Source organism: Massilia sp. TWR1-2-2 (genome assembly GCF_049897565.1).
GTDB lineage: Bacteria > Pseudomonadota > Gammaproteobacteria > Burkholderiales > Burkholderiaceae_D > JAFCUW01.
The window spans coordinates 153,204-176,110 of the sequence record NZ_JAFCWM010000005.1 but is presented as its reverse complement, the minus strand read 5'-3'; the positions used below and the strand labels follow the sequence as shown (position 1 = coordinate 176,110).

21 protein-coding genes are annotated in these 22,907 nt (G+C 66.6%); 13 read left to right on the top strand and 8 right to left on the bottom strand.

Going from position 1 to position 22,907, the window contains the following annotated elements; all coding sequences use genetic code 11:
* The first annotated feature begins 90 nt into the window (after positions 1–90).
* From ACP7DD_RS06850 to ACP7DD_RS06820, 7 genes are all read left to right on the top strand, one after another.
* Complete coding sequence (locus ACP7DD_RS06850) at positions 91–756, top strand: 3-oxoacid CoA-transferase subunit A (RefSeq protein ID WP_426173963.1); 666 nt, start codon at positions 91–93, stop codon at positions 754–756.
* The gene (locus tag ACP7DD_RS06845; RefSeq protein WP_426173962.1) at positions 753–1,412 is read left to right on the top strand and encodes a CoA transferase subunit B; all 660 of its coding nucleotides are present in this window, start codon (positions 753–755) and stop codon (positions 1,410–1,412) included. Before ACP7DD_RS06850 ends, ACP7DD_RS06845 begins: the two co-directional genes overlap by 4 nt.
* Entirely contained in the window at positions 1,409–2,611 is a 1,203-nt protein-coding gene (gene pcaF, locus ACP7DD_RS06840; RefSeq protein ID WP_426173961.1) for a 3-oxoadipyl-CoA thiolase, read from the top strand. Before ACP7DD_RS06845 ends, pcaF begins: the two co-directional genes overlap by 4 nt.
* A 94-nt stretch (positions 2,612–2,705) precedes the next feature.
* A complete protein-coding gene (locus ACP7DD_RS06835; RefSeq protein ID WP_426173960.1) occupies positions 2,706–3,572 on the top strand; it encodes a branched-chain amino acid ABC transporter permease in 867 nt (288 codons plus the stop codon).
* Positions 3,569–4,579 (top strand): branched-chain amino acid ABC transporter permease, encoded by a 1,011-nt coding sequence (locus ACP7DD_RS06830; RefSeq protein WP_426173959.1) that lies wholly within the window; start codon positions 3,569–3,571, stop codon positions 4,577–4,579. The genes ACP7DD_RS06835 and ACP7DD_RS06830 overlap by 4 nt, the downstream gene beginning before the upstream one ends.
* Complete coding sequence (locus ACP7DD_RS06825) at positions 4,576–5,349, top strand: ABC transporter ATP-binding protein (RefSeq protein WP_426173958.1); 774 nt, start codon at positions 4,576–4,578, stop codon at positions 5,347–5,349. The genes ACP7DD_RS06830 and ACP7DD_RS06825 overlap by 4 nt, the downstream gene beginning before the upstream one ends.
* Positions 5,342–6,043, top strand: a complete 702-nt coding sequence (locus ACP7DD_RS06820) for an ABC transporter ATP-binding protein (protein ID WP_426173957.1) — start codon at positions 5,342–5,344, stop codon at positions 6,041–6,043. Before ACP7DD_RS06825 ends, ACP7DD_RS06820 begins: the two co-directional genes overlap by 8 nt.
* Before the next feature lie 134 nt (positions 6,044–6,177).
* On the opposite strand, the gene ACP7DD_RS06815 is transcribed toward ACP7DD_RS06820, so the two are convergent.
* Positions 6,178–6,666 carry a MarR family winged helix-turn-helix transcriptional regulator gene (locus tag ACP7DD_RS06815; RefSeq protein ID WP_426173956.1) on the bottom strand — a complete coding sequence of 163 codons (489 nt, stop codon included), beginning with the start codon at positions 6,664–6,666 and terminating at the stop codon, positions 6,178–6,180.
* 124 nt (positions 6,667–6,790) lie between these two features.
* Here ACP7DD_RS06815 and ACP7DD_RS06810 point away from each other — a divergent pair, with 124 nt between their 5' ends.
* The 3 genes from ACP7DD_RS06810 to ACP7DD_RS06800 are packed head-to-tail and all read left to right on the top strand — an operon-like array spanning position 6,791 to position 10,009.
* Complete coding sequence (locus tag ACP7DD_RS06810; RefSeq protein WP_426173955.1) at positions 6,791–7,822, top strand: Rieske 2Fe-2S domain-containing protein; 1,032 nt, start codon at positions 6,791–6,793, stop codon at positions 7,820–7,822.
* Complete coding sequence (locus ACP7DD_RS06805) at positions 7,819–8,775, top strand: PDR/VanB family oxidoreductase (protein WP_426173954.1); 957 nt, start codon at positions 7,819–7,821, stop codon at positions 8,773–8,775. Before ACP7DD_RS06810 ends, ACP7DD_RS06805 begins: the two co-directional genes overlap by 4 nt.
* Positions 8,776–8,812: 37 nt before the next feature.
* Positions 8,813–10,009, top strand: coding sequence for an ABC transporter substrate-binding protein (locus ACP7DD_RS06800; protein WP_426173953.1), 1,197 nt, complete (start codon positions 8,813–8,815; stop codon positions 10,007–10,009).
* Between the two features lie 192 nt (positions 10,010–10,201).
* Here the strand turns inward: ACP7DD_RS06800 and ACP7DD_RS06795 are convergent, their stop codons facing one another.
* The 4 genes from ACP7DD_RS06795 to pcaH are packed head-to-tail and all read right to left on the bottom strand — an operon-like array spanning position 10,202 to position 14,097.
* Positions 10,202–11,464, bottom strand: coding sequence for an alpha/beta fold hydrolase (locus ACP7DD_RS06795; RefSeq protein WP_426173952.1), 1,263 nt, complete (start codon positions 11,462–11,464; stop codon positions 10,202–10,204).
* Positions 11,465–11,471: 7 nt separating this feature from the next.
* Positions 11,472–12,866, bottom strand: a complete 1,395-nt coding sequence (gene pcaB, locus ACP7DD_RS06790; protein ID WP_426173951.1) for a 3-carboxy-cis,cis-muconate cycloisomerase — start codon at positions 12,864–12,866, stop codon at positions 11,472–11,474.
* 15 nt (positions 12,867–12,881) lie between these two features.
* Positions 12,882–13,394 carry a protocatechuate 3,4-dioxygenase gene (locus ACP7DD_RS06785; protein ID WP_426173950.1) on the bottom strand — a complete coding sequence of 171 codons (513 nt, stop codon included), beginning with the start codon at positions 13,392–13,394 and terminating at the stop codon, positions 12,882–12,884.
* Positions 13,395–13,404: 10 nt separating this feature from the next.
* On the bottom strand, positions 13,405–14,097 hold the full coding sequence (gene pcaH / locus ACP7DD_RS06780) for a protocatechuate 3,4-dioxygenase subunit beta (RefSeq protein ID WP_099789027.1): 693 nt from the start codon (positions 14,095–14,097) through the stop codon (positions 13,405–13,407).
* Positions 14,098–14,249: 152 nt separating this feature from the next.
* Between pcaH and ACP7DD_RS06775 the strand changes: the two genes are divergently transcribed.
* The gene (locus ACP7DD_RS06775; RefSeq protein ID WP_426173949.1) at positions 14,250–15,035 is read left to right on the top strand and encodes an IclR family transcriptional regulator domain-containing protein; all 786 of its coding nucleotides are present in this window, start codon (positions 14,250–14,252) and stop codon (positions 15,033–15,035) included.
* Here the strand turns inward: ACP7DD_RS06775 and ACP7DD_RS06770 are convergent.
* A complete protein-coding gene (locus ACP7DD_RS06770; RefSeq protein WP_426173948.1) occupies positions 15,032–15,928 on the bottom strand; it encodes a helix-turn-helix domain-containing protein in 897 nt (298 codons plus the stop codon). The genes ACP7DD_RS06775 and ACP7DD_RS06770 overlap by 4 nt on opposite strands.
* 124 nt (positions 15,929–16,052) lie before the next feature.
* Between ACP7DD_RS06770 and ACP7DD_RS06765 the strand changes: the two genes are divergently transcribed.
* Entirely contained in the window at positions 16,053–17,219 is a 1,167-nt protein-coding gene (locus ACP7DD_RS06765; protein ID WP_426173947.1) for a 4-hydroxybenzoate 3-monooxygenase, read from the top strand.
* On the opposite strand, the gene aroD is transcribed toward ACP7DD_RS06765, so the two are convergent.
* Together aroD and ACP7DD_RS06755 are read right to left on the bottom strand one after the other, a co-directional pair.
* Positions 17,164–18,027, bottom strand: a complete 864-nt coding sequence (gene aroD, locus ACP7DD_RS06760) for a type I 3-dehydroquinate dehydratase (RefSeq protein WP_426173946.1) — start codon at positions 18,025–18,027, stop codon at positions 17,164–17,166. The two genes, ACP7DD_RS06765 and aroD, sit on opposite strands and share 56 nt — an antisense overlap.
* Position 18,028: 1 nt before the next feature.
* Complete coding sequence (locus ACP7DD_RS06755) at positions 18,029–19,615, bottom strand: carboxylesterase/lipase family protein (RefSeq protein WP_426173945.1); 1,587 nt, start codon at positions 19,613–19,615, stop codon at positions 18,029–18,031.
* Between the two features lie 351 nt (positions 19,616–19,966).
* Here ACP7DD_RS06755 and ACP7DD_RS06750 point away from each other — a divergent pair, with 351 nt between their 5' ends.
* A complete protein-coding gene (locus tag ACP7DD_RS06750) occupies positions 19,967–22,906 on the top strand; it encodes a TonB-dependent receptor domain-containing protein (protein WP_426173944.1) in 2,940 nt (979 codons plus the stop codon).
* Position 22,907 lies beyond the last annotated feature (1 nt).

The window sequence follows — 22,907 nt, the reverse complement described above, 5'->3', positions numbered from 1 at the left end:
CACTTCATTTGTGCGGTAGTAAAACATTAGTTCGATTATCGAACACATTTCGACGATTTACAAGCGAACACTTAATAGAAGAGACAACTCGTGATCGACAAAACCTTTGAATCCCTGGAGCGCGCCGTGGCCGACGTGCACGACGGCGCCACCGTCATGATCGGCGGCTTCGGCAACGCCGGCATGCCGTCCGCGCTGATCGACGCGCTCATCGCGCAGGGCGCACGCGACCTCACCATCGTCAACAACAACGCCGGCAACGGCGAAACCGGGTTGGCCGCGCTGCTCAAGGCAGGGCGCGTGCGCAAGATCATCTGCTCGTTCCCGCGCCAGGCCGATTCGCAGGTGTTCGATGCGCTGTACCGCGCCGGCGAGATCGAACTCGAACTGACCCCGCAGGGCAACCTGGCCGAACGCATTCGCGCCGCCGGCGCCGGCATCGGCGGCTTCTTCACGCCGACCGGCTACGGCACCCTGCTCGCCGTTGGCAAGGAGACGCGCCTCATCGACGGCCGCCACTACGTGCTCGAGTCGCCCATCCACGCCGACTTCGCGCTGATCAAGGCGCACCGCGGCGACCGCTGGGGCAACCTCGTGTACCGCAAGACGGCGCGCAATTTCGGCCCCATCATGGCGGCCGCCGCAAAAATCACCGTCGCGCAGGTGCGCGAAGTGGTGGCGCTGGGCGAACTCGATCCGGAAGCGATCGTCACGCCCGGTATTTTCGTTCAACGTGTCGTCCGGGAGGCTGTGTGATCGTTCCTTTTACGCGTGACCAGATCGCCGCCCGCGTGGCGCAAGATATCCCTGAAGGCGCCTACGTCAACCTCGGCATCGGGCTGCCGACCAAGGTCGCCAACTACCTGCCGGCCGACCGCGAGATCTTCCTGCACAGCGAAAATGGCCTGCTCGGCATGGGCCCGGCGCCGGCGCCCGGCGAAGAGGACGAAGACCTGATCAACGCCGGCAAGCAGCCGGTCACCTTGCTCACCGGCGGCGCCTACTTCCACCACGCCGATGCGTTCGCGATGATGCGCGGCGGGCACCTCGACATCTGCGTGCTCGGCGCCTTCCAGGTCTCCGGCGGCGGCGACCTGGCCAACTGGCATACCGGCGCGCCGGACGCCATTCCCGCCGTCGGCGGCGCGATGGACCTGGCCCTCGGCGCACGCCAGGTGTTCGTCATGATGGACCACCAGACCAAAACGGGCGAAAGCAAGATCGTCGACCAGTGCAGCTATCCGCTGACGGCGGTTGCCTGCGTCAGCCGAATCTACACCGACCTGGCCGTGCTCGACATCACGCCGGCCGGCCTGGCAGTGCGCGAGATGGCGCCCGGCCTCGATTTCGCCGAACTGCAGGCGCGCACCGGCGCCACACTAATCAAACAAGCACCTGGAGCACAGCCATGAACGACGCCTTTATCTGCGACGCCATCCGCACCCCGATCGGCCGCTACGGCGGCGCGCTGAAAGACATCCGCGCCGACGACCTGGGCGCGCTGCCGCTGCGCGAACTGATGCGCCGCAATCCGGGCGTCGACTGGAGCGCGATCGATGACATCATCTACGGTTGCGCCAACCAGGCCGGCGAAGACAACCGCAACGTCGCGCGCATGTCGGCGCTGCTGGCCGGCCTGCCGCAAGACGTGCCCGGGTCCACCGTCAACCGCCTGTGCGGATCGGGCATGGACGCCGTCGGTTCGGCCGCGCGCGCAATCCGCGCCGGCGACTGCGACCTGATGATCGCCGGCGGCGTCGAGTCGATGACGCGCGCGCCTTTCGTCATGGGCAAGGCCGACACGGCATTTTCGCGCCAGGCGGCCATCTACGACACCACCATCGGCTGGCGCTTCGTCAACCCGCTGATGAAGAAGATGTACGGCACCGACGCGATGCCGGAGACGGCCGAAAACGTCGCCGAGGAGTTTTCCATCAGCCGCGCCAACCAGGACCTGTTCGCGTTCAACAGCCAGGCCAAGGCCGCGCGCGCGCAGAAGGATGGCATCCTGGCGCAGGAAATCGTCGCGGTGCAGCTGGCCCAGAAGAAGGGCGAGCCGATCATTTTCGAACACGACGAGCATCCGCGCTTGTCCTCCATGGAAGCGCTGGCCAAGCTGAAAGGCGTGGTGCGCCCTGACGGCAGCGTCACCGCGGCGAATGCGTCGGGCGTCAACGATGGCGCCTGCGCCTTGCTGCTGGCCAGCGCCGCAGCGGCCGACCGTCATGGCCTGACGCCAAAGGCGCGCATCGTCGGCATGGCCACCACCGGCGTGGCGCCGCGCGTGATGGGCATCGGCCCGGCGCCGGCCACGCAAAAGCTGCTGGCGCGCCTCGGCATGACGCTCGACCAGATGGACGTGATCGAACTGAACGAAGCGTTTGCCTCGCAGGGCCTGGCGGTGATGCGCATGCTCGGCCTGCGCGACGACGACGAGCGCGTCAATCCGAACGGCGGCGCGATCGCCCTCGGCCACCCGCTCGGCATGAGCGGCGCGCGGCTGGTCACCACGGCGATGTACCAGCTGCATCGCAGCGGTGGCCGCTACGCCCTGTGTACCATGTGCATCGGCGTGGGGCAGGGCATCGCCATCGTGATCGAACGCGTTTGATCCGCCGCTGGCGGAAAAAATAGACATACAAAAGAAGAGAAGGAGACAGCAATGACAATCACACTCGCGTCCCGCGCAAGGGGAGGGCCCGGCCATGCTAGGTAACTTCCTCGGCGTCCTGTTCGACGGCATCGCTTACGGCAGCCTGCTGTTCCTCATCAGCGTCGGCCTGTCGGTCACGATGGGCATGATGAACTTCATCAACCTGGCGCACGGCGCCTTTGCCATGCTGGGCGGCTACGTCAGCGTCATGCTGCTGTCGCGCCTCGGCGTGCCGTTCATCGCCACGCTGCCGCTGGCATTCATCGCGGCGGCACTGGTCGGCTTCGTGCTCGAACGCCTGCTGTACCGGCGCCTCTACAAGGCCAGCCACCTCGACCAGGTGCTGTTCTCGATCGGCCTGACCTTCATGGCGGTGGCCGGCGCCACCTTCTTCTTTGGCCCCACCCAGCAACCGGTGGTGCTGCCCGACTGGCTGCGCGGCCAGGTTCCGCTGCTCGGCATGGACGTCGGCGCCTACCGCCTGTTCCTGATCGCCGTCGTCGTTCTGGTCACCATCGCCCTCGGCCTGCTGATCGAGCGCACCCGCTTCGGCGCGCAGATCCGCGCCTCGGTCGACAACCAGACCGCCGCCGCCGGCCTTGGCATCAACGTCAGCCGCGTGTTCAGCCTGACGTTCGCGCTCGGCTCCGGCCTCGCCGGCCTTGGCGGCGGCCTTGGCATCGACGTGCTGGGGCTCGACCCGACCTTCCCGGTCAAGTACATGGTGTACTTCCTGCTGGTGGTGGCCGTCGGCGGCGCCGGTACCATCAAGGGCCCGCTGCTCGCCGCGATCATCCTTGGCGTGTTCGACGTGGCCGGCAAATACTACGTGCCGCAGGTTGGCGCCTTCGTCATCTACGGCCTGATGGTCGTGCTGCTGATCGCCTTCCCCGCTGGCCTGATCCGGAGGAAAGCATGAGCATCATGAATGAAGCACCGGTGACGGCGAAGTTGGCCGCGCCTGTACCCCGGCTGGCCAACGGCCGCTGGTCGGCACTCGAAATCGCCTTCTGGCTGCTGCCGGTCGCCGCCTATTTCGCCTTTACCGGCTACCTGGTCCTGATCAGCCAGATCATGATCGTCGCGCTGTTCGCGCTGTCGCTCGACCTGATTCTCGGCTACGCCGGCATCGTCTCGCTCGGCCACGCCGCCTTCTTCGGCCTCGGCGCCTACACCGCCGGCCTGCTGGCGGTGCACGGCTGGGGCGAGCCGATCAGCGGCCTGTTGGCGGCTGCGGCGGTGGCCGCGCTGTTCGGCTACATCACCGGCTTCCTGGTGGTGCGGGGCCAGGACCTGACGCGCCTGATGGTCACGCTCGGCATCGGCCTGATGCTGTTTGAAGCTGCCAACAAGGCCGCCTTCATCACCGGCGGCGTCGACGGCCTGTCCGGCATGATGGTCGGTAAGCTGTTCGGCGTGTTCGAGTTCGACCTGGAAGGCAAGACGGCGTACGTGTACAGCTTCGTCGTCCTGTTCCTGCTGTTCGTCGTCATCCGGCGCCTGGTGCAGTCGCCGTTTGGCCTGAGCCTGGTCGGCATCCGTGAAGGTGGACGGCGCATGCCGGCCATCGGCGTCGACGTCAACCGCCGGCTGCGCGCGGTGTTTACCGTCAGCGCCGCGGTCGCCGGCGTGGCCGGCGCATTGCTGGCGCAGACCACCCAGTTCGTCGGTCTCGATGTGCTGAGTTTTCCCCGTTCGGCCGAACTGCTGATCATCCTGGTCCTGGGCGGCACCGGCCGCCTGTACGGCGCGCTGATCGGCGCCATCGTGTTCATGGTGGCGCAGGACTACATCGCCGGCCTCAATCCCGCCTATTGGCAGTTCTACATCGGCCTGCTGCTGGTGCTGATCGTGCTGTTCGCGCGCGGCGGCGTCCTTGGCGGCCTCGATCGCCTCAAGCAGTTGTTCGTCAAGGAGAAAGCATGAATCCCGTCTCCAATCCGGGCGCGCAGACGCTGCGCACCGAGGCGCTGTCGAAGAGCTTCGGCAGCTTCGCCGCCAACAGCGACGTCAGCCTGACGTTCCAGCCGGGCGCGCGCCACGCGCTGATCGGCCCGAACGGCGCCGGCAAGACCACCTTCATCAACCTGCTGACGGGCGGCCTGGCGCCGACCGCCGGCAAGGTCTGGATGGGCGACACCGACATCACCCACCTGGCGCAGCACCAGCGCGTCAAGCTGGGCATGACGCGCACCTTCCAGATCAACACCCTGTTCGCCGGCATGACGGTGCTCGAGTCGGTGGTGCTGGCGGTGAGCGAGCGGCGCGCCCTGCAGGGCGTCTGGTACAAGACCGTGGCCAGCCACCAGGACGTGGTCGACGAGGCGATGGCGCTGCTGGCGACGCTGAAGCTGACGGCCGAGGCCAACACCGTCACGCGCAGCATGGCGTACGGTAAGCAGCGACTGGTGGAAATTGCGCTGGCGCTGGCGACCAAGCCGTCGATCCTGCTGCTCGACGAGCCGGCCGCCGGCATCCCGTCGGCCGAAAGCCGCGAGTTGTTCGAGGTGATCGCCCAGCTGCCGCGCGACGTCACGGTGGTGTTCATCGAACACGACATGGGACTGGTGTTCCGATTCGCCGACCGCATCACGGTCATGGTGGGCGGTAAAGTGCTGACCGAGGGGACGCCTGCTGAAATCTCGGCCGATCCGCGCGTCAAGGAAGTCTATCTGGGGGAGGCCGAACATGCGTGAGTTGCTGGCAGTGGAGAGGGTCAGCGCCGGCTATGGCGAATCGATCGTGCTCGAAGACGTGTCGTTCGCGATGAACGAGGGCGACAGCCTGGCGCTGCTGGGCCGCAACGGCGTCGGCAAAACCAGCCTGCTGGTGACGCTGATGGGCATTACGCGCCTGCACCGCGGCGCGATCCGCTGGGACGGCGGCGACCTGGCCAAGGTGCCGACCTGGAAGCGCTCGCGCGCGGGCCTGGGCTGGGTGCCGCAGGAGCGCCACATGTTCCCGACCTTGACGGTGGAAGAGCACCTGACGGTGGTGGCGCGTCCTGGTCCGTGGACGCTGCAAAAGGTCTACGAAGTGTTCCCGCGCCTGCTGGAGCGGCGCCACAACATGGGCAACGAGCTCTCCGGTGGCGAGCAGCAGATGCTGGCGATCGCGCGCGCGTTGATGACGAATCCGCGCATCCTGCTGCTCGACGAGCCGATGGAAGGCCTGGCGCCGATCATCGTGCAGGAGCTGGTGCGCGTGGTGCGGCGCCTGGTGAAGGACGAAGGCATGTCCGTCATCGTGGTGGAGCAGCACGCGCGCCTGGCGCTGTCGCTGACCGAGCGCGCCATTGTGCTCGACCGCGGCCGCATCGTGCACGACTCCGACAGCGCCAGTCTGCTGGCCGACGGCGACAAACTCGACCGCCTGGTGTCGGTGGCATGACAGCAGTAACAGCAGGGGGCTGACCCGATTTTGCGCTTAGGGTCAGACGCCGGATTTGCCGGCGCCAACGACACCGGGGTCAGACCCCAAAAGAAGAATCGGGTCTGACCCCTCGATCGGGTCTGACCCCTCGATCAGCTTCCGCGCTTCGCCAACGGCGCGCGGCTTTGCTCGTTGTTGGCGCGTACCAGCCGGTCGAGCAGCGCCATGAATTGCTGTTGCTCGCTTGCCGTCAGCGGCGCCAGCAGGCGCTCGCGCAGGCGCCGCGTGGCCGGCACCAGGCTGGCCAGCAGCCGCTCGCCGTCGGCCGTGATGGTCAGGGCGCGCTGGCGCCGGTTGTGCGGTATCACCTTGCGCTCGAGCAGGCCCTTTTCCTCGAGCCGGGCGCACACGGTCGCGCCGGTCGAGGTATCGATGGCGGCAATGCCGGCCAGCGACACCTGGTCGATGCCGGGATGGTCGGCCAGGCAGCGCAGCATGGCGAACTGCACCGGCGTGAGCTCGCCGCCGACTTCGTCGTGGAACATGGAGACGGAGATCTGCTGGGCGCGGCGCAGCAGGTGACCCGGGTGTTCATCGAGCCGGGTCAGGTCGGTGTCGGCGGTAGGGAGCTTGCTGATCATGGTCTTGTGCGTCGCAGCATGGAAAGTTCGAATCGGGCGTTTACTTCGCCGGTCAACGCAGTATACTTGGCTTCACATTCAGTGTACTGAATATTTGAATAAAGTATGAAGGAGGAAGACCAGCATGTTCCCAAAAAACGCATGGTACGTGGCCTGCACGCCGGACGAAATCGCCGACAAGCCGCTCGGGCGCCAGGTCTGCGGCGAGAAGATCGTGTTCTACCGCGGCGCCGAAGGCAAGGTCGCCGCAGTCGAGGACTTCTGCCCGCACCGTGGCGCGCCGCTGTCGCTCGGCTTTGTCCGCGACGGCAACCTGGTATGCGGTTATCACGGCCTCGAAATGGGCTGCGACGGCAAGACCGTCAGCATGCCGGGCCAGCGCGTGCGCGGCTTCCCGTGCATCCGCAGCTACGCCGTCGAAGAGCGCTATGGCTTCATCTGGGTCTGGCCGGGCGAAAAGGAGCTGGCCGACCCGGCGCAGATCCATCACCTCGAGTGGGCCGACAATCCCGAGTGGGCCTACGGCGGCGGGCTGTTTCACATCAACTGCGACTACCGCCTGATGATCGACAACCTGATGGACCTGACGCACGAAACGTACGTGCATGCGTCCTCCATCGGCCAGAAGGAAATCGACGAGTCGCCGGTGGCCACCCGCGTCGAAGGCGAGCAGGTGGTCACCAGCCGCTACATGGAAAACATCAGCGCGCCGCCGTTCTGGCGCGCCGCCCTGCGCGGCAACGGCCTGGCCGACGACGTGCCGGTCGACCGCTGGCAGGTGTGCCGTTTTTCGCCGCCGTCGCACGTGATGATCGAAGTCGGCGTGGCCCACGCCGGCAACGGCGGCTACGATGCGCCGGCCGCGGTCAAGGCGTCGTCCATCGTGGTCGACTTCATCACGCCCGAGACCGAAACGTCGCACTGGTACTTCTGGGGCATGGCGCGCAACTTCAAGGCCGATGACGCCGCGCTGACGGCCACCATCCGCGACGGCCAGCACCAGATCTTCAGCGAAGACCGCCAGATGCTCGAACTGCAGCAGGCCAATCACCTCAAGTACCCGGAGCGCAAACTGCTGGCGCTTAATATCGACGCTGGCGGCGTGCAGTCGCGCAAGGTGCTCGACAAGTGGCTCGCCAGGGAGCTGCCGTCGTGAGCACGCTGCAAGTGCGCGTTGCGCGCAAGGTCAGCGAGGCGGACGGCATCAGCAGCTTCGAGCTGGTCGCTGCCGACGGCGCGCCGCTGCCGGCGTTCGAGGCCGGCGCGCACATCGACGTGCATTTGCGCGACGGCCTGCTGCGCCAGTACTCGCTGTGCAATCCGCCGCAGGAGCGGCATCGCTACCTGATCGCGGTGCTGCGCGATCCCGCATCGCGTGGCGGCTCGACCGCGATGCACGACGAGATCGAAGCCGGCCACCTGATCACGATCAGCGCGCCGAAAAACCATTTCCCGCTGGAGCCGGCTGCGCGCAGCGTGCTGTTCGCCGGCGGCATCGGCGTCACGTCAATCCTTGCGATGGCCGAGGCCTTGGCCGGCGCCGGCGCCGACTTCGAGATGCACTACAGCGCGCGTACGCCGGAACGCGCCGCATTCCTGCAGCGCATCGCCGCGGCGCCATACGCCGCGCGCGTGCACCTGCACTACGACAGCGGCGACGCCGCCCAAAGGCTCGATTGCGCCGCTGAGCTCGGCGCGCCGCGCGCCGACACGCACATCTACGTGTGCGGACCGGGCGGCTACATCGACCATGTGCTGGGCGCGGCCAATGCCCTCGGCTGGCCGGCCGCGCAGGTGCACCGCGAGTACTTTAGCGCAGCACCGGTGGACGACGCCGGCGACACCGCATTCGACGTCAAGCGCGTCTCCAGCGGCCAGGTGTTCACCATTCCACCCGGCCGCACTGTGGTCGAGGTACTCGCCGAACACGGCATCGACATTCCGGTGTCGTGCGAGCAGGGCGTCTGCGGCACCTGCCTGACGCGCGTGACGGGCGGCGTGCCGGACCACCGCGACGTCTACCTGACGGACGAGGAACGCGCTGCCAACGACCAGTTTACCCCTTGCTGTTCGCGCTCGAAAAGCGCAGTGCTGTCGCTTGACCTATAACCCCCCCCGCCATCCAAAAAACGATAATGGAGACAACATGACCGAACCAATCAACAAACAACGCCGCCACCTGATGCTCGGCACGGCGACCGCCGCGCTGTCGGCCGGGCTGCTGCCGTCGCTCGCGTTCGGCGCCACTGCCGGACCACTGAAGGTCGGCCTGATCGTGCCGATGTCCGGCCCGTTCGCCTCCACCGGCCGCCAGATCGAAGCTGCCGTCAAGCTGTACATCCAGAAGCACGGCTCCACCGTTGCCGGCCGCCAGATCGAGATCCTGCTGAAGGATGACGGCGGCGTCGCGCCCGACACCACCAAGCGCCTGGCGCAGGAACTGGTTTCGCGCGACAAGGTCGAAGTGCTGGCCGGCTTCGGCCTGACCCCGCTGGCGTTCGCCGCGGCGCCGGTCGCCACGCAGGCGAAGGTGCCGATGATCGTGATGGCCGCCGCGACGTCGGTGATTCCTCAGCGTTCGCCGTTCATCGTGCGCACCGGCTTCACCTTGGCCCAGGTCACCGCGCCAATGGCGGAGTGGGCGGCGAAGAACAAGATCAAGACGGTCGCGACCTTCGTCAGCGACTACGGTCCCGGCATCGACGCCGAAAAAGTGTTCATCAGCCGCTTCTCCGAAGGCGGCGGCAAGGTGGTCGAATCGCTGCGCGCGCCGCTGCGCAACCCTGACTACGCGCCGTTCCTGGCACGCGTCAAGGACGCCAAGCCCGATGCGCTGTTCGTGTTCGTGCCGTCCGGCGAAGGCGCCGCGGTGCTCAAGCAGTTCACCGACCGTGGCCTGGCCGCTGCCGGCATCCGCCTGATCTGCACCGGCGACGTGCTCGACGACGACCTGTTGACCACCATCGGCAGCGCCGCCAACGGCGTCGTCAGCAGCCACCACTATTCGGCCGCGCATCCGTCGCCGGAGAACAAGGCCTACGTCGACGCGTTCATGAAAGCGAACAAGGGCATGCGGCCGAACTTCCACTCGGTCGGCGCGTACGACGGCATGCACCTGCTGTACCAGGCGCTGACCAAGACCGGCGGCGACAGCGACGGCGAAAAGCTGATCGCGGCGATGAAAGGCATGGCGTGGACCAGCGTGCGCGGCCCGGTGTCGATCGACGCCAACACGCGCGACATCATCCAGAACGTCTATATCCGCCGCGGCGAGATGGTTGGCGGCGCGATGTTCAACGTCGAATTCGACAAGGTCGAGAAGGTGCGTGATCCGGGCGTGTAATCACTGCGTTGACCCATAAACCGTCGTGGGGGGCGCACAGGGGGGCCCGCGGGGGGTTGGTTTTATTAGATATATAAAGCATGTGGTTTGTAGGGGGAGCGGGGGGTCTCCCCATCCCTCTGCCCCCCCCCCCCCGGCCCCCCCCCCCCCCCCCCCCCCACGACGGTTTTTACGTTAACGATATCTATCGCGCTAGATGTTAGCGAGGAAACGGACGATGGCTGCGGCAAATCCCTGCGGCTGCTCGATCGCGCTCAGGTGCGACGCGCCGGCCAGCACCTGCAGCCGCGCGCCGGGGATGCCGTCGGCCAGCTGCTGCGCCATCGCCACCGGCGTGCCCTGGTCGAGCTCACCGACGATGACCAGCGTCGGCGCCGCGATGGCGCCAAGCCGCGCGATGGTGTCGACGTTGCCAACCGCGTTGCAGCAGGCGATGTAGCCTGGCGCGTCGGTCGTCACCAGGCGCCGGCGAAAACGCGCGACGATCGGTGCGTGCTCGGCGCGGAACGCGTCATGGAAATAGCGTCCCATCACGGCGTCGCCAATCACGTCCATCCCTTGTTCGCGCACTGTCGCAATGCGCTGCTCCCATACCGCGCGCACCGCTTCCGGATAGCCCGAGGTGGTATCGGCCAGCACCAGTGCGCGCACCAGGGACGGATGGCGCAGCGCCAGTTCCTGGCCGGCCATGCCGCCCATCGACAGGCCGATCCACACTACCGGACCGGAATCGAGTTCGCGCAGCAGGCGCGCGGCGTCGTCCGCCAGATCGGCCATTGTCGCCATGCCGGGCAGGGTGTCGGAACTGCCGTGGCCGCGATGGTCGTAGGCGATGACGCGGCAATCGGCCGCCAGTTCGTTGGCCAGCTGATCCCACATGGTCAGGTCGCAGCCGAGTGCGTGGCTCAGCACCACGGTGTGGCGCGGCGCCTTGCCGCTGCGCGGCGCGCGCACGCTGTAGTGCAGCGCCGGCAGGCTGGTGGTGCGGCCTTCGTGGCCGATGCCGGGATGGCAGACTGACGCGGGCGACACCGGCTCGAGTGCGTAGCCGATCTGCGGCGCCAGCTCGCGCAGGATTTTCTGCGCATGGCTGAAGGCGGTGTTGGCGGCGGGGACGCCGGCGTAGATGGCCGACTGCATCAGCACTTCCTTGATGTCGTCGGGCGCCAGCCGGCTGTCGTCGGGCGCCAGCAGCGCCGCCCGCACGTGCAGCTCGAACTCTTCCCAGCAGCCCAGCGCCGTGGTGATCGCCAGGACGATGGTGCGGCGCGTCTTGTGGTCGAGTCCCGGGCGGCCCCAGATGTCGTTCCACGCATTGCGAGTGATCATGTCCTGGAATTCGGCGGTGAAGCTGTTGGCGTTGGCGATCGACTTGTCGACCCAGGCGTCGCCCAGCACGGTGCGGCGGTTGTGCATGCCGCGCGCGAATTGATGGTCGAAAGGGTCGTAGCTCATGCTGGCATCACTTTGTAAAAGGGTGGACGGAATCAAGGTCGGCGCTGCTGGTGCGCAGCGCCTGCAACTGGCGTTCTGCCAGGCGGCGTGCGGGCGTAGTGGCGGCGACCGGGTCGAACAGCGCATCGAGCTGGGAGAGGTCGATGTGGGCGCGCAAGGCGGCATCGGCCTGCACGGCGTCGCGCAGCACTTCGGCCAGCGGCCGGCCGCTGGCCAGCGCTTGCTGCGTCAGCTGCTCGAGCAGTGCGTGCGCCTGCGGCCGGCCGATCGCGCCGGCCAGGTAGATCGACGCCGCTTCGGCGAACACCAGGCCTTGCAGCGCATCGATATTACGCAGCATGCGGGCCGAGTCGACGGCGAGCGCCGCGAAGGCATCGTTCAGCGCATTCAAGGCGCCGTGCGCGCTGAGGAAAAGCGCCGGCCACTCGGCCAATTCGGCCTGCCAGTTGCCCAGGCCTCGCTCGTGCTGCTGGCCCATGCTCGCCAGCAGCGCCGCCGCGTGCTGCGGCGTGCGGGTGGCGGCGGCCAGCGCAATCATGGCCGACACCGGATTGCGCTTGTGCGGCATGGCGGACGATCCGCCGCGGCCATTGCCGGACGGTTCGGCCAGTTCGGCGATTTCGCCTTGCGCCATCAGACTGAGATCGGTCGCCACCTTGCCCAGGCTGCCGGTGAGGACGGCCACTTCGAGGCCGAGGCGGACCCACTCGTCGCGCTGCGTGTGCCAGGCGGCGTCGGCAAGCCTGAGTTTCAGGTCGGCCGCCATGCGCGCCGCCACCGCGGGGCCGCGCTCGCCCATGACGGCGAGCGTGCCGACCGCGCCGCCGAGCTGCAGCTGCAAGGCCCGTTCGGCGCATTCGCGCAAGCGGGCGCGCGCGCGCGCCAGCGGCGCCAGCCAGCCGACCAGTTTGAAGCCGAAGCTCGTTACCTGGGCGGGCTGCATCAGCGTGCGCGCCAGTACCGGCGTGGAAAGGTGGCGTTCGGCCAGCGCGAGCAGGTGGCCGCACAAATCATGCAGGCCGTCGTCGAGCAGTTGCAGCGCCTCGCGCGTGGCCAGCACCATGGCGGTGTCGATCACGTCCTGGCTGGTGCTGCCCCAGTGGACGTGAGTGGCCGCTTCAGCGTCGTACAGCGCGACAGTGCGAGTCAGTTCCTTCACCAGCGGGATTGCCAGGCTGCCGGCGCGGCGGCCGGCACTGACGATGGCGCCGATGTCGTACAGCTGCGCCTTGCAGACGGCGCCGATGGCGCGCGCGGCGCTGGCCGGCAGCAGTCCTTCATCGGCCTGCGCCTTTGACAGCGCCTGCTCGAACTGGAACATTGCCTGCACGATGGCGGCATCGTCGAACACCGCGATCATGTCGGACGTGGTGAGAAAACTGTCGAAAATCGAAACGCTCAATGCCGCTCCCGTTGTTTATACGTAGTCGAAAAAGACCGTCTCTTTGTCGCCCTGCATCCAGATATCCCACTGGTATTCGCGCTCGCCCACTTTGCGCGCCACCAGCGTGGCGCGGCGCGTGGCCGGCACCTGGCCAAGGATAGCCGATTTGGCCAGGGCGCTGTCGTCTTCCAGGAAGAGGGCGGTGAACTGGTGTTTGACCAGGCCACGCGCGAACACGGTGACGTACATCAGCGGCTCGCCGATGGAAGCCGCCGGCAGTGGCGCATGAAAGGTGAAGCTGCCGTCGGCGCCACTTGGCACGCGGCGAAATCCAGGCATCGGCTGCTGCGCTTCGGCGGCAGCGGCGTCGGGCAGCCATGCCTCGAGCTGGGCGTCGTCGATGGGAACGCCGGCGCCGTCGTAGATTGTGCCGCGGATGAGGACAGCGGGCGCGCCGGCGTCAGTCGCGGCGGTCATGTCGGCCGCCCACTGGAAGGCTTCGTGCGAGAACGGCCCGATGGTTTGCGAAGTCGTGATGGTGCTCATGTCATTCTCCTTAGATGCCCATCGGCGTGGCGTCGCGGCCGCGCAGCACGATGTCGAATTCGTAGCCGAGCATTTCGCTGCCGACCGTCTGTTCCATGCTGAAGCGCGAGATCAGGCGCTGGCGCGCGGCCAGGTCCGGGATGCTCTGGAAGATCGGGTCGTAGTCGAACAGCGGGTCGCTCGGAAAATACATCTGCGTGACCAGGCGCTGCGCGTAGACGTTGCCGAACATGGAGAAGTGGATGTGCGCCGGGCGCCATGCCTTTTCGTGGTTGCCCCACGGGTAAGGACCGGGCTTGATGGTGACGAAGCGATAGCGGCCGTCTTCGTCGGTCAGCATTTTTCCCCAGCCATTGAAGTTTGGATCGAGCGGCGCGTTGTGCTGGTCGCGCTTGTGGCGGTAGCGGCCCGCCGCGTTGCACTGCCAGACTTCGAGCAGCGAATCGCGCACCGGCTTGCCGTCTTCATCGAGCACGCGGCCGGTGACGACGATTTTTTCGCCGAGCGGCTCGCTGTCGCCTTGCGCCGTCAGGTCCATATCGTGCGGCAGCAGGATGCGCGGCGCCGGCCGGACATTGTCGCTGACCGGGCGCGGAGCTTCGATGCGCAGCAGCGGCTGGGCAGGCCCGCGCTTCATGGTCGACTTGTAAGGCGGGTAGATCAGTTCGGGATAGACGCCCGGTTCGATAGCATCGAATTTCAAAGCAGGTCTCCTGGCAGGTGACGTTGGACTGAGGGGTGAGCCAGGTCATGGTAGGCAAATCGGCTGCCCTCAACAAGATGGTAGCGATGCGCGGCATTCGCAGATCGCACAAATTGTGCGACAATCGCCCAAACCATCGAATGATTGGGACTATGCCTGCCTCTATCGACAGTACAGCCGACGCGCCTGCCAAGCGCGACCTCATCGCCGGCCTTGAGAAAGGGCTGCAGGTAATCGAGGCGTTCGACCAGGAACGCGCGCGCTTGACGATTGCCGAGGTGGCGCAGCGCGCCGGCCTGACGCGCGCGGCGGCGCGGCGCTACCTGATCACGCTGGCGCACCTGGGCTACATGCGGCACGAGAACAAGCTGTTCTCGCTGACGCCGATGGTGCTGCGCCTTGGCCAGTCGTACCTGCATTCGGCGCGCCTGCCGCGCATCGTGCAGCCGCTGCTGTACCGGCTGGCGTACTCGCTGGAAGAGGCGGCGTCGGCCGGCGTGCTCGATCACGACGACCTGGTGTGCGTGGCGGCCGTCAGCGCCGGGCGCCTGGTGTCGGCCACGCTGCAGCCGGGCACGCGGGTGCCGGCCTACTGCACGGCGAACGGCCGCGTGCTGCTGGCCAGCCTGCCGCAGGACGAAGTCGACCGCTTCCTCGAACGCGCGCGTCCCGAGCAGATGACCGGGCACACGATCGTCGACAAGGAAAGGCTGGCGCTGGAGATCGGGCGCGCCCGCGCGCAGGGCTACGCGCTGGTGGACCAGGAACTTGAACTGGGTCTGCGCACCATCGCCGTCCCGCTGCGTAATTTTCGCGGCGAGACGGTCGCCGCGATCAACGTCAGCGTGCACGCGGCGCGCATCGCCGCCGACAGCATGGTCGAACGCTGCCTGCCGGCGCTGCTCAAGATCCAGGTCGAGATGAGTGCCTTGCTCTAGGATGCCTGGCCGCGGAACTGCTTTGGCGTGACGCCGACACGCTTCTTGAACAGGCGGCTGAAATACGCCGGATCCTGGAACCCCAGCTGATAGGCGACGCTGGCGATCGGCGACGGCGCGTACGTGAGCTTGCGGCACGCTTCCAGCATCAGGCGGTCCTGGCCGATGTCGAATGCCGATTTGCCGGCCAGTTTGAGGCACAGGCGGTTCAGGCGCGTCGGCGTCACCCCCAGCGCGTCGGCATACTGGCCGACCTGCCACTGCTGCCTGAAGTTGCGCTCCACTTCTGCGCGAAAGCGCGTGAACAGTTCGAACTCGCCATGCCCCGACTGGCCGGCAAAACGGTGCTCCGCGTGCGCCCGCAACAGCAGCAGCAAGGCGCTGCGCGCCAGCCATTCGAGCATTAGCGTGTGACCGTAGTGCGGCCATGAGGCCTCGGCGATCAGGTTCTTGAGCAGCCCCTCGATGCGTTCGCGCGCTTGCGGCGCCGGCGCCAGGTCGATCGCCAGCGGCTGCACGAACAGCGCCGAAAAGATGTCGCCTTCGCTGCCGCCGGCGGCAAACACCACCTGCTCGTCGAGCGTCAGCACGTAGCCTTGCGCCTCCTGCGAAAACGCGAAACCGTGAACCACCGACGGATGGATCGTGATCGCGGTGGGGCCGTCGCGCTCCCACAGCGCGCCGTCGACGCTGGCGCGCACATGGCCGGCGTACAGAAAAAGTACCTGAAACAGGCCGCGGTGGGTGTGGTTGGAAATGTGCCAGTCGTGCAGCCGGCTGCGCGTCTCAATCAGTTCGATATGGACGAACTCGGCGTTTTCCGCTCTGGCGGCTTCACCGTAGAGCGCAAACTGGGGGACTTCCGGCGGCGGGGCTGATGCGGTGGTGGGCATGGAAAGGGGTGGGCAGAAAAGTGTGCGCGTGTATAAATAGTACAAGTTATTTGCGGTTTTCTCCATTTTATTCGGGGCCTGGCGGCGCTAGCATGGCGGCATACGAATAACATCAGGAGACACCATGCGCACCCAGATCGCCATCATCGGCGCCGGCCCGGCCGGCCTGCTGCTATCTCACTTGCTGCACCTGCAGGGTATCGAATCGATCGTGCTCGAGTCGCGCAGCCGGCCGGAGATCGAGGCGACCATCCGCGCCGGCGTGCTCGAGCAAGGCACCATGGACTTGCTGACCGAAGCGGGCGTGGGCGAGCGCATGCGCTCGGAAGGCGCGCTCCATCACGGCATCGAACTGGCGTTCGGCGGCCGCCGCCACCGCATCGACCTGATCGAATTGACCGGAAAGGCGATCACCGTCTACCCGCAGCACGAGGTGATAAAGGACCTGGTGGCCGCGCGCATCGACGCCGGCGGCGCCTTGCTGTTCGAGGTCAGCGACGTGGAGCTGCATGGCGTCGACACCGACAAGCCGTCGGTGCGGTTCTCGCACGCCGGCACGCAGCAGATCATCGACGCCGACTTCGTCATCGGATGCGACGGCTTTCACGGCGTATCGCGCGCTGCGATCCCGGCAAGCGTGCGCCAGGACTATCAGCGCACGTACCCGTTCGGCTGGTTCGGCATCCTGGTCGAATCGGCGCCGTCGTCGGAGGAGCTGATCTACGCGCACCACGAGCGCGGCTTCGCGCTGGTCAGCACCCGTTCGCCGACGGTGCAGCGGCTGTATCTTCAGTGCGACCCGAGCGACCATGTCGACAACTGGTCGGATGATCGCATCTGGCACGAGTTGCACAGCCGGTTGGAAAACAACGACGGCTGGCGCCTGAACGAAGGGAAGATCTTCCAGAAAAATATCATCGGCATGCGCAGTTTCGTCTCGGCGCCGATGCAGTCGGGCCGCCTGATGCTCGCCGGCGACGCCGCCCATATCGTGCCGCCGACCGGCGCCAAGGGGATGAACCTGGCGATTGGCGATGTCAAGTTGCTGGCGCGGGCGTTCGAACAGTTTTACCGCGAGGGCGGCGAAGAACGGCTGAACAGCTATTCGGCCGATGCGCTCAAGCGCGTGTGGCGGGCCGAGTATTTTTCGTGGTGGATGACGAGCCTGTTGCATACGTTTGCCGACGCCACGCCGTTTCAGCGCGAGATCCAGCGCGCGGAGCTGGAGAACGTCGTCAGCTCGCGCGCGATGGCCACCGCGCTGGCGGAGAATTACGTCGGCGCTTTCTAAGTTGGCCATGCAGCAGGGGTCTGACCCGGTTTGCCTGCTGCTCGCCCAGCGCCGCCATCGCGCGGCGCAGTTCCTTGGTTGGGATCTGCCCCGGCGCCGATACGCGCTGGCCGACCGCGAAGGTGACGCTCGATCCGTACTGCCAGCCGCAGATCCGGGTCATCGCACCCAGCGCGCCCATCGCGATCGCGATCAACGGGATGCGCAGCGCGGCGCCAGCTTGCAAGGTGGCGTCGAGCAGGCGCAGCACGTCGCCAGGCGCGCACGGCATCACCGCCAGCTTGGCGATGTCGGCGCCTTCGCGTTCCGCGCGCAGCAATGTTGCGACCATCTCGGCGCTGCCAGGCGTGGCGTGGAAGTCATGGCACGACACGATCAGCGCCACGCCATGCGCCTGCGACACCGCGCGCACCGTGCGGCGGTGGTGTTCTGGCTGGCTCAACTCATAGTCGACGACGTCGATGTCGCCGCTGGCGCACAGCGCTCCGTACAGCGCCACAACGGCGTCTTCGTCGATGGCGATCGGCTCGCCCCCTTCATGCGCGGCGCGCCGTGTAAATATGATCGGCACGCCGCCGGCCAGCGCGCGCAGTTCCGCCGCGGCGGAGAGCACCTCGCGCCGGTTGGCGATGGCATCGAAAAAGTCGACGCGCCACTCGACCAGGTCGGGCCCCTGCGGCACGATTGCCGTCAGTTCTGCCTTCAGCGCGGCAGTGGTGCGACCGACCAGCGGCGTGCAAATTAGCGCGCGGCCATGGCCGCCGAGGAGGCGGCCGCCAATGTCGAGCGGTTTCGGGTGCGTCGGCATGTCAGTCCCGGGTCAGGCGAGGAAGCGCGGCGCCGGCCGGCACGAACTGCGCCGGCACGTCGTGGAAGTCCAGCTGGGCGGCGTTCTGGCGCGCGACGTCGACCTTGTCGCCAAAGTCGATCATTTGTTCATCGCCCGGGCGCCAGGCCGGCCACGGCGTCGCCGGCGTGGCCGGATTGCCGCTGCGGGCGAACGCCAGCATGCTGTCCATCATGCGCGCCGACAGGGCGCGGTCCTGCTGGCCCCACAGGCGCGTCGGCTTGAACATGTTAAGCGCGTCCTGGGTCTGGAACCAGTAGGGCACATCGGAGGTGTGATACGCGCCCTGCGGCGCATCGAACAGCGGCGCGGCCGGATTGAACGGGTGCACGCGCGAGAACATGTAGACATAGATGGGCGCCTTGCCGCTCGCCGTTTGCGCCTGCGCCAGCTTGCGCGTGCCTTTTTCCATCATCGCATGGCGCGCCGCCAGCTTGCCCATCGCCGGCGCGTCGGCGTCGGCCGTCACCGGGTACAGCGCCAGGAAGCGGTCGGCGTTGGCGCCGTAGACCTGGCGCGCCTTGTCGCGGTAGCCGGCGGCCGTCGTCGCCAGCGGCAGGGGACTTGGGCTGATATCGTCGCCGGTGAAGCCGGCGAGGGTGGGCACGTCGTTCTGGCGGCCGGCGGCGAAGATATTGGCGATCGAGTCGGGCAGGAAGTAGCCGTCGATGTTGGGACGCACGTTGACCGAGCCCGAGTCGCCGAACTGGAAATCGCGCTGCACCACGAACACGCGGTCCGCCGGCAACTGGCGCATCGCCGCGAGCGACGTGGCGCCGACCGCTTTCTGTACATCGAGCCCGGTCTGCTCCGACTCGGCCAGGGTAGCAGAGGCGCCGCCGATGGCAGGGCCGCTTTGCACGAAGGCGCGCTGGAACAGGCCGCGCGCCAGCGGGCTCGCTACCAGCGACACGACCGACGCGGCGCCGGCGGACTGGCCGGCGATGGTGACGTTGGCCGGATCGCCGCCGAAGCGGGCGATATTGCGCTGGACCCAGCGCAGCGCCTGCACCTGGTCGAGGAAACCGTAGTTGCCCGACGCGCCCTGCGGCGATTCGGCCGTCAGCTCCGGATGGGCCATGAAGCCGAGGATGCCGAGCCGGTAATTGAAGTTGACGAACACGGCGCCGCGCGCTGCCACGTTCGGCCCGCCGTACAGCGCCATGCCGCTCGAGCCGACCGTGAAGCCGCCGCCGTGGATGAAGACGATCACCGGCAGCTTGGCGCGCGATGCCGAGCCGGCGGGCGCCCAGACGTTCATGAACAGGCAGTCTTCGCTGGTCGCTTCCTCGCCGAAGTAGTGGTTGATGTCCTTGCGGCGCAGCAGCTGGATGCATTCCGGGCCCTTGCGGTCGGCGTGCAGCACGCCGTTCCATGGCGTGGCCGGCTGCGGCTCGCGCCAGCGCAGTTCGCGCACCGGCGCGGCCGCGTACGGGATGCCGTACCACGCGTTGACGCCGTTGGCGAGCGGGACGCCTTCGAGCCTGCCGCTGCCGACGCTGACCTTTTGCGCCGCCGCTGCGCCGGCGCCAACCAGCGCCGCCAGCACCAGAACGTGTCTGAATAACCGGGTCAGACCCGGTTTTTGTTCGGCACAAGGGGATGGCGGCCGATTAAAAAACGGGTCTGGTCCCGTTGTTTGAATGGCGGGACGGCGTCTCGTTGGCATCGTCTTGTCCTGTCGGATGTGGGGTCGGTGCAGAATACATTAACTATTTAGTTAAGGTCAACCGGAGGCGGGCGAACGGGGCTTCATATTGCGCCGCAGTGAATGAAACAGTGCGCCATCACCGTTTGATTAAAACAACAAATATGCCGATTTAATTATTGTTGTTAACTATCTGGTTAGTGTATATTTACCCAAAATAACAAGCGAAGTACCCCTTCCTCAGGAGACAAAATGAAGCGCAAGCCCCGTAGCAACGTATGGATCAATCTGTCGAAACCGCTCGCTTACGGCAGCGCCGTCGGCTTCTCCACCATCCTCAGCGCCCACGCGCAGACCGCGGCTGATCCGGCGCCGGCTGACGTCGAGGCGAAAGTGGCCACCGTCGTCGTCACCGGCTCGAAGATCGCCCGGCGCGACTATGCGTCGCCAAGCCCGATCGTCACCACCGCCAAGGAAGTGCTGCAGGAAAGCGGCAACATCACGCTCGAGGCGACGCTGAACCAGATGCCGCAGTTCACCCCATCTGGCACCGCCTCGACCGGCGGCCAGGGCGTCGGCGCGCGCGCCACGCTCGACCTGCGCGGCCTGGGCGACAACCGCAACCTGATCCTGCTCGACGGCCGGCGCCTGCCGCTGTCGTCGGCCTTCGGCCAGGTCGACATCAATACCGTGCCGCAGGCGATCGTCGACGGCATCGAAACGATCAGCGGCGGCGCCTCCGCCGTGTACGGCTCGGACGCGATGTCGGGCGTGGTCAACTTCAAGAGCCTGCGCAAGCTGAAGGGCGTGGTGCTCGACGTCCAGTACGGCAACTCGCAAAAGAACGATGCGCGCCGCCTGAGCCCGTCGATCACGGCCGGCACCGAATTTGCCGAAGGCAAGGGCTACGCGCTGTTTTCGGTCAGCTACGACGAGCGCGAGCGCCTGACCGGCGCCCAGCGGCCGTTCTTCAACCTTGGCGTGCCGTCCGGCTTCATCGGCACCAGCACCTATTTGCCGAACGCGTCGAACCTGCCGACGCAGGCGGCCCTGAACAGCGTGTTCTCACGCTACGGCGTGACCGCAACGGTGCCGCGCACCAACAACCTCGGCTTCAACGACAACGGCACCTTGTTCAGCCAGACGGGCGCGCTCAATTACCTTGGCCCGGTCAACCAGTCGTACGCGATCGTCGGCGGCAACGTGCGCATGCCGGTCAGCGTCCAGAGCGACCTGATCAACGGCATGCGCCGCGAGAATTTTTTCAACAAGGTCGAATACCGCTTCACGCCCGACCTGACCGGCTACGCCCAAGTGCTGCACACCCATTCGGTGACCAAGACCAACACCGGCGCGACCCTGACCCAGTTCGGCCTGGGCGGCAACACGACGATCCCCTTAAGCAATCCCTTCATCCCGGCCGACCTGCGCACGATCCTCGCGTCGCGCCCGGATGCCGGCGCGCCATTCCTGTGGAACACCCGCTTTGTCGGCATCCCGAACCGCGTGTTCAACGAAGGCTACAACACCGACCAGCTGCTGGTGGGCCTGCGCGGCAACATCCCGTACAAGGACTGGACCTGGGATGCGTACGTGTCGGCCGACCGCTCGGTGCACGATCAGATCCTGCACAACGCGATCCTCAGTTCGCGCGTCCAGGAGCTGCTCAATGCGCCTGGCGGCGGCACCGGCCTGTGCGCGGGCGGTTACAATCCTTTCGGCATTGGCAACAACACGCGCATTTCGGAAGCGTGCCGAAATTTCATGACCACCACCGCGGCCAGCACGGAAAACCTGACCCAGCGCGTGGCCGAAGCGAGCGTGCAGGGCGCGCTGTTCGATCTGCCCGCCGGCGAGCTGCAGTTCTCGGCGTCGGTCAATTACCGCAAGAATACGTATTCCTACCTGCCCGATTCGCAACTGGCGGCGCAGAACATCGAGGCCGTGATCGCCTCGCAACGCTCGTCCGGCGCCACCTCGGTCAAGGAAGCCGCGCTCGAGCTGCGCATCCCGCTGCTGCGCGACGCGCCGTTTGCAAAGACGCTGGCCGTCTCGCCAGGTGCGCGCATTTCCGACTATGACATCTCCGGCATCGCCAAGACCTGGAAGGTCGACGCCGAATGGTCGCCGATCCACAGCGTGATGGTGCGCGGCGGTGTGCAGCATTCGATCCGCGCGCCGAACATCGGCGAGCTGTTCAGCGCGGCGAACGGCAACCAGGTCCAGTTCGGCAGCCCGCCGAATGGCGGCGAGCCATGCGATTCGCGCACCGCGGCGCGGCTCGGCGGCGGCGGCGCCCAGCTGCGCGCGCTGTGCATCGCCACCGGCGTGCCCGCTTCGGTGGTCGATGCGTACACCTTCCCGACGGTGGCCACTTCGACCCTGAGCAGCGGCAATCCGAACCTGACGCCGGAATCGGCCGACACGCAGACGCTGGGCGTGGTGTGGACGCCGCAGTTCGCCTCGCCGCTGTTCTCGCAGGTGTTCGCCTCGGTCGACTTCTACAAGATCAAGATCGAAGACACGATCTCGGCGGTGCCGGCCGCATCGGCACTGAACAAGTGCTACAACCTCGACGGCAGCAACCCGACCTATTCGGCCACCAATCCGTTCTGCCTGCTGGTCTCGCGCGACAGCAACGGCCTGCTGACGCAAGTGGCGGCGCCGTACCTGAACCTGGGCCAGCTGAAGACCTCCGGCGTCGACGTGCAGGTCGACTGGCGCTTCAAGCTCGGCGCCATCGGCCTGTCCGATGCGTGGGGCACGTTCGGCGTCAATAGCGCCGTCAGTGTCGTCAATTCCTACCAGTCGCAGGCGCTGCCTGGCGACGCCATCCAGGAATTCAAGGGAACCGTCGGCACGGTGATCCGGCCGACCTGGCAGTCGACGACGACGTTCCGCCATGAAGTCGGCGCCGCGTCGGTAAGCCTGCGCTGGCGCCATATTCCGGCGATGAAGGACATCACCGCGGTGACGCGTCCGGCCAGCCCGGCCGCCGGTGTCGAGAAGTACGACATTTTCGATCTCGGCGTGCGCTACGCGCTGAACAAGAACATCGACCTGCGCGCCGGCATCACCAACCTCTTCAACCGCGATCCTGCTGTGGTGCCGGGCAACCAGAACCTGACGATTGCATCGACGTACGACATCGTCGGCCGTTCGTACTACGTTGGCGTGCGCACCAAGTTCTGAT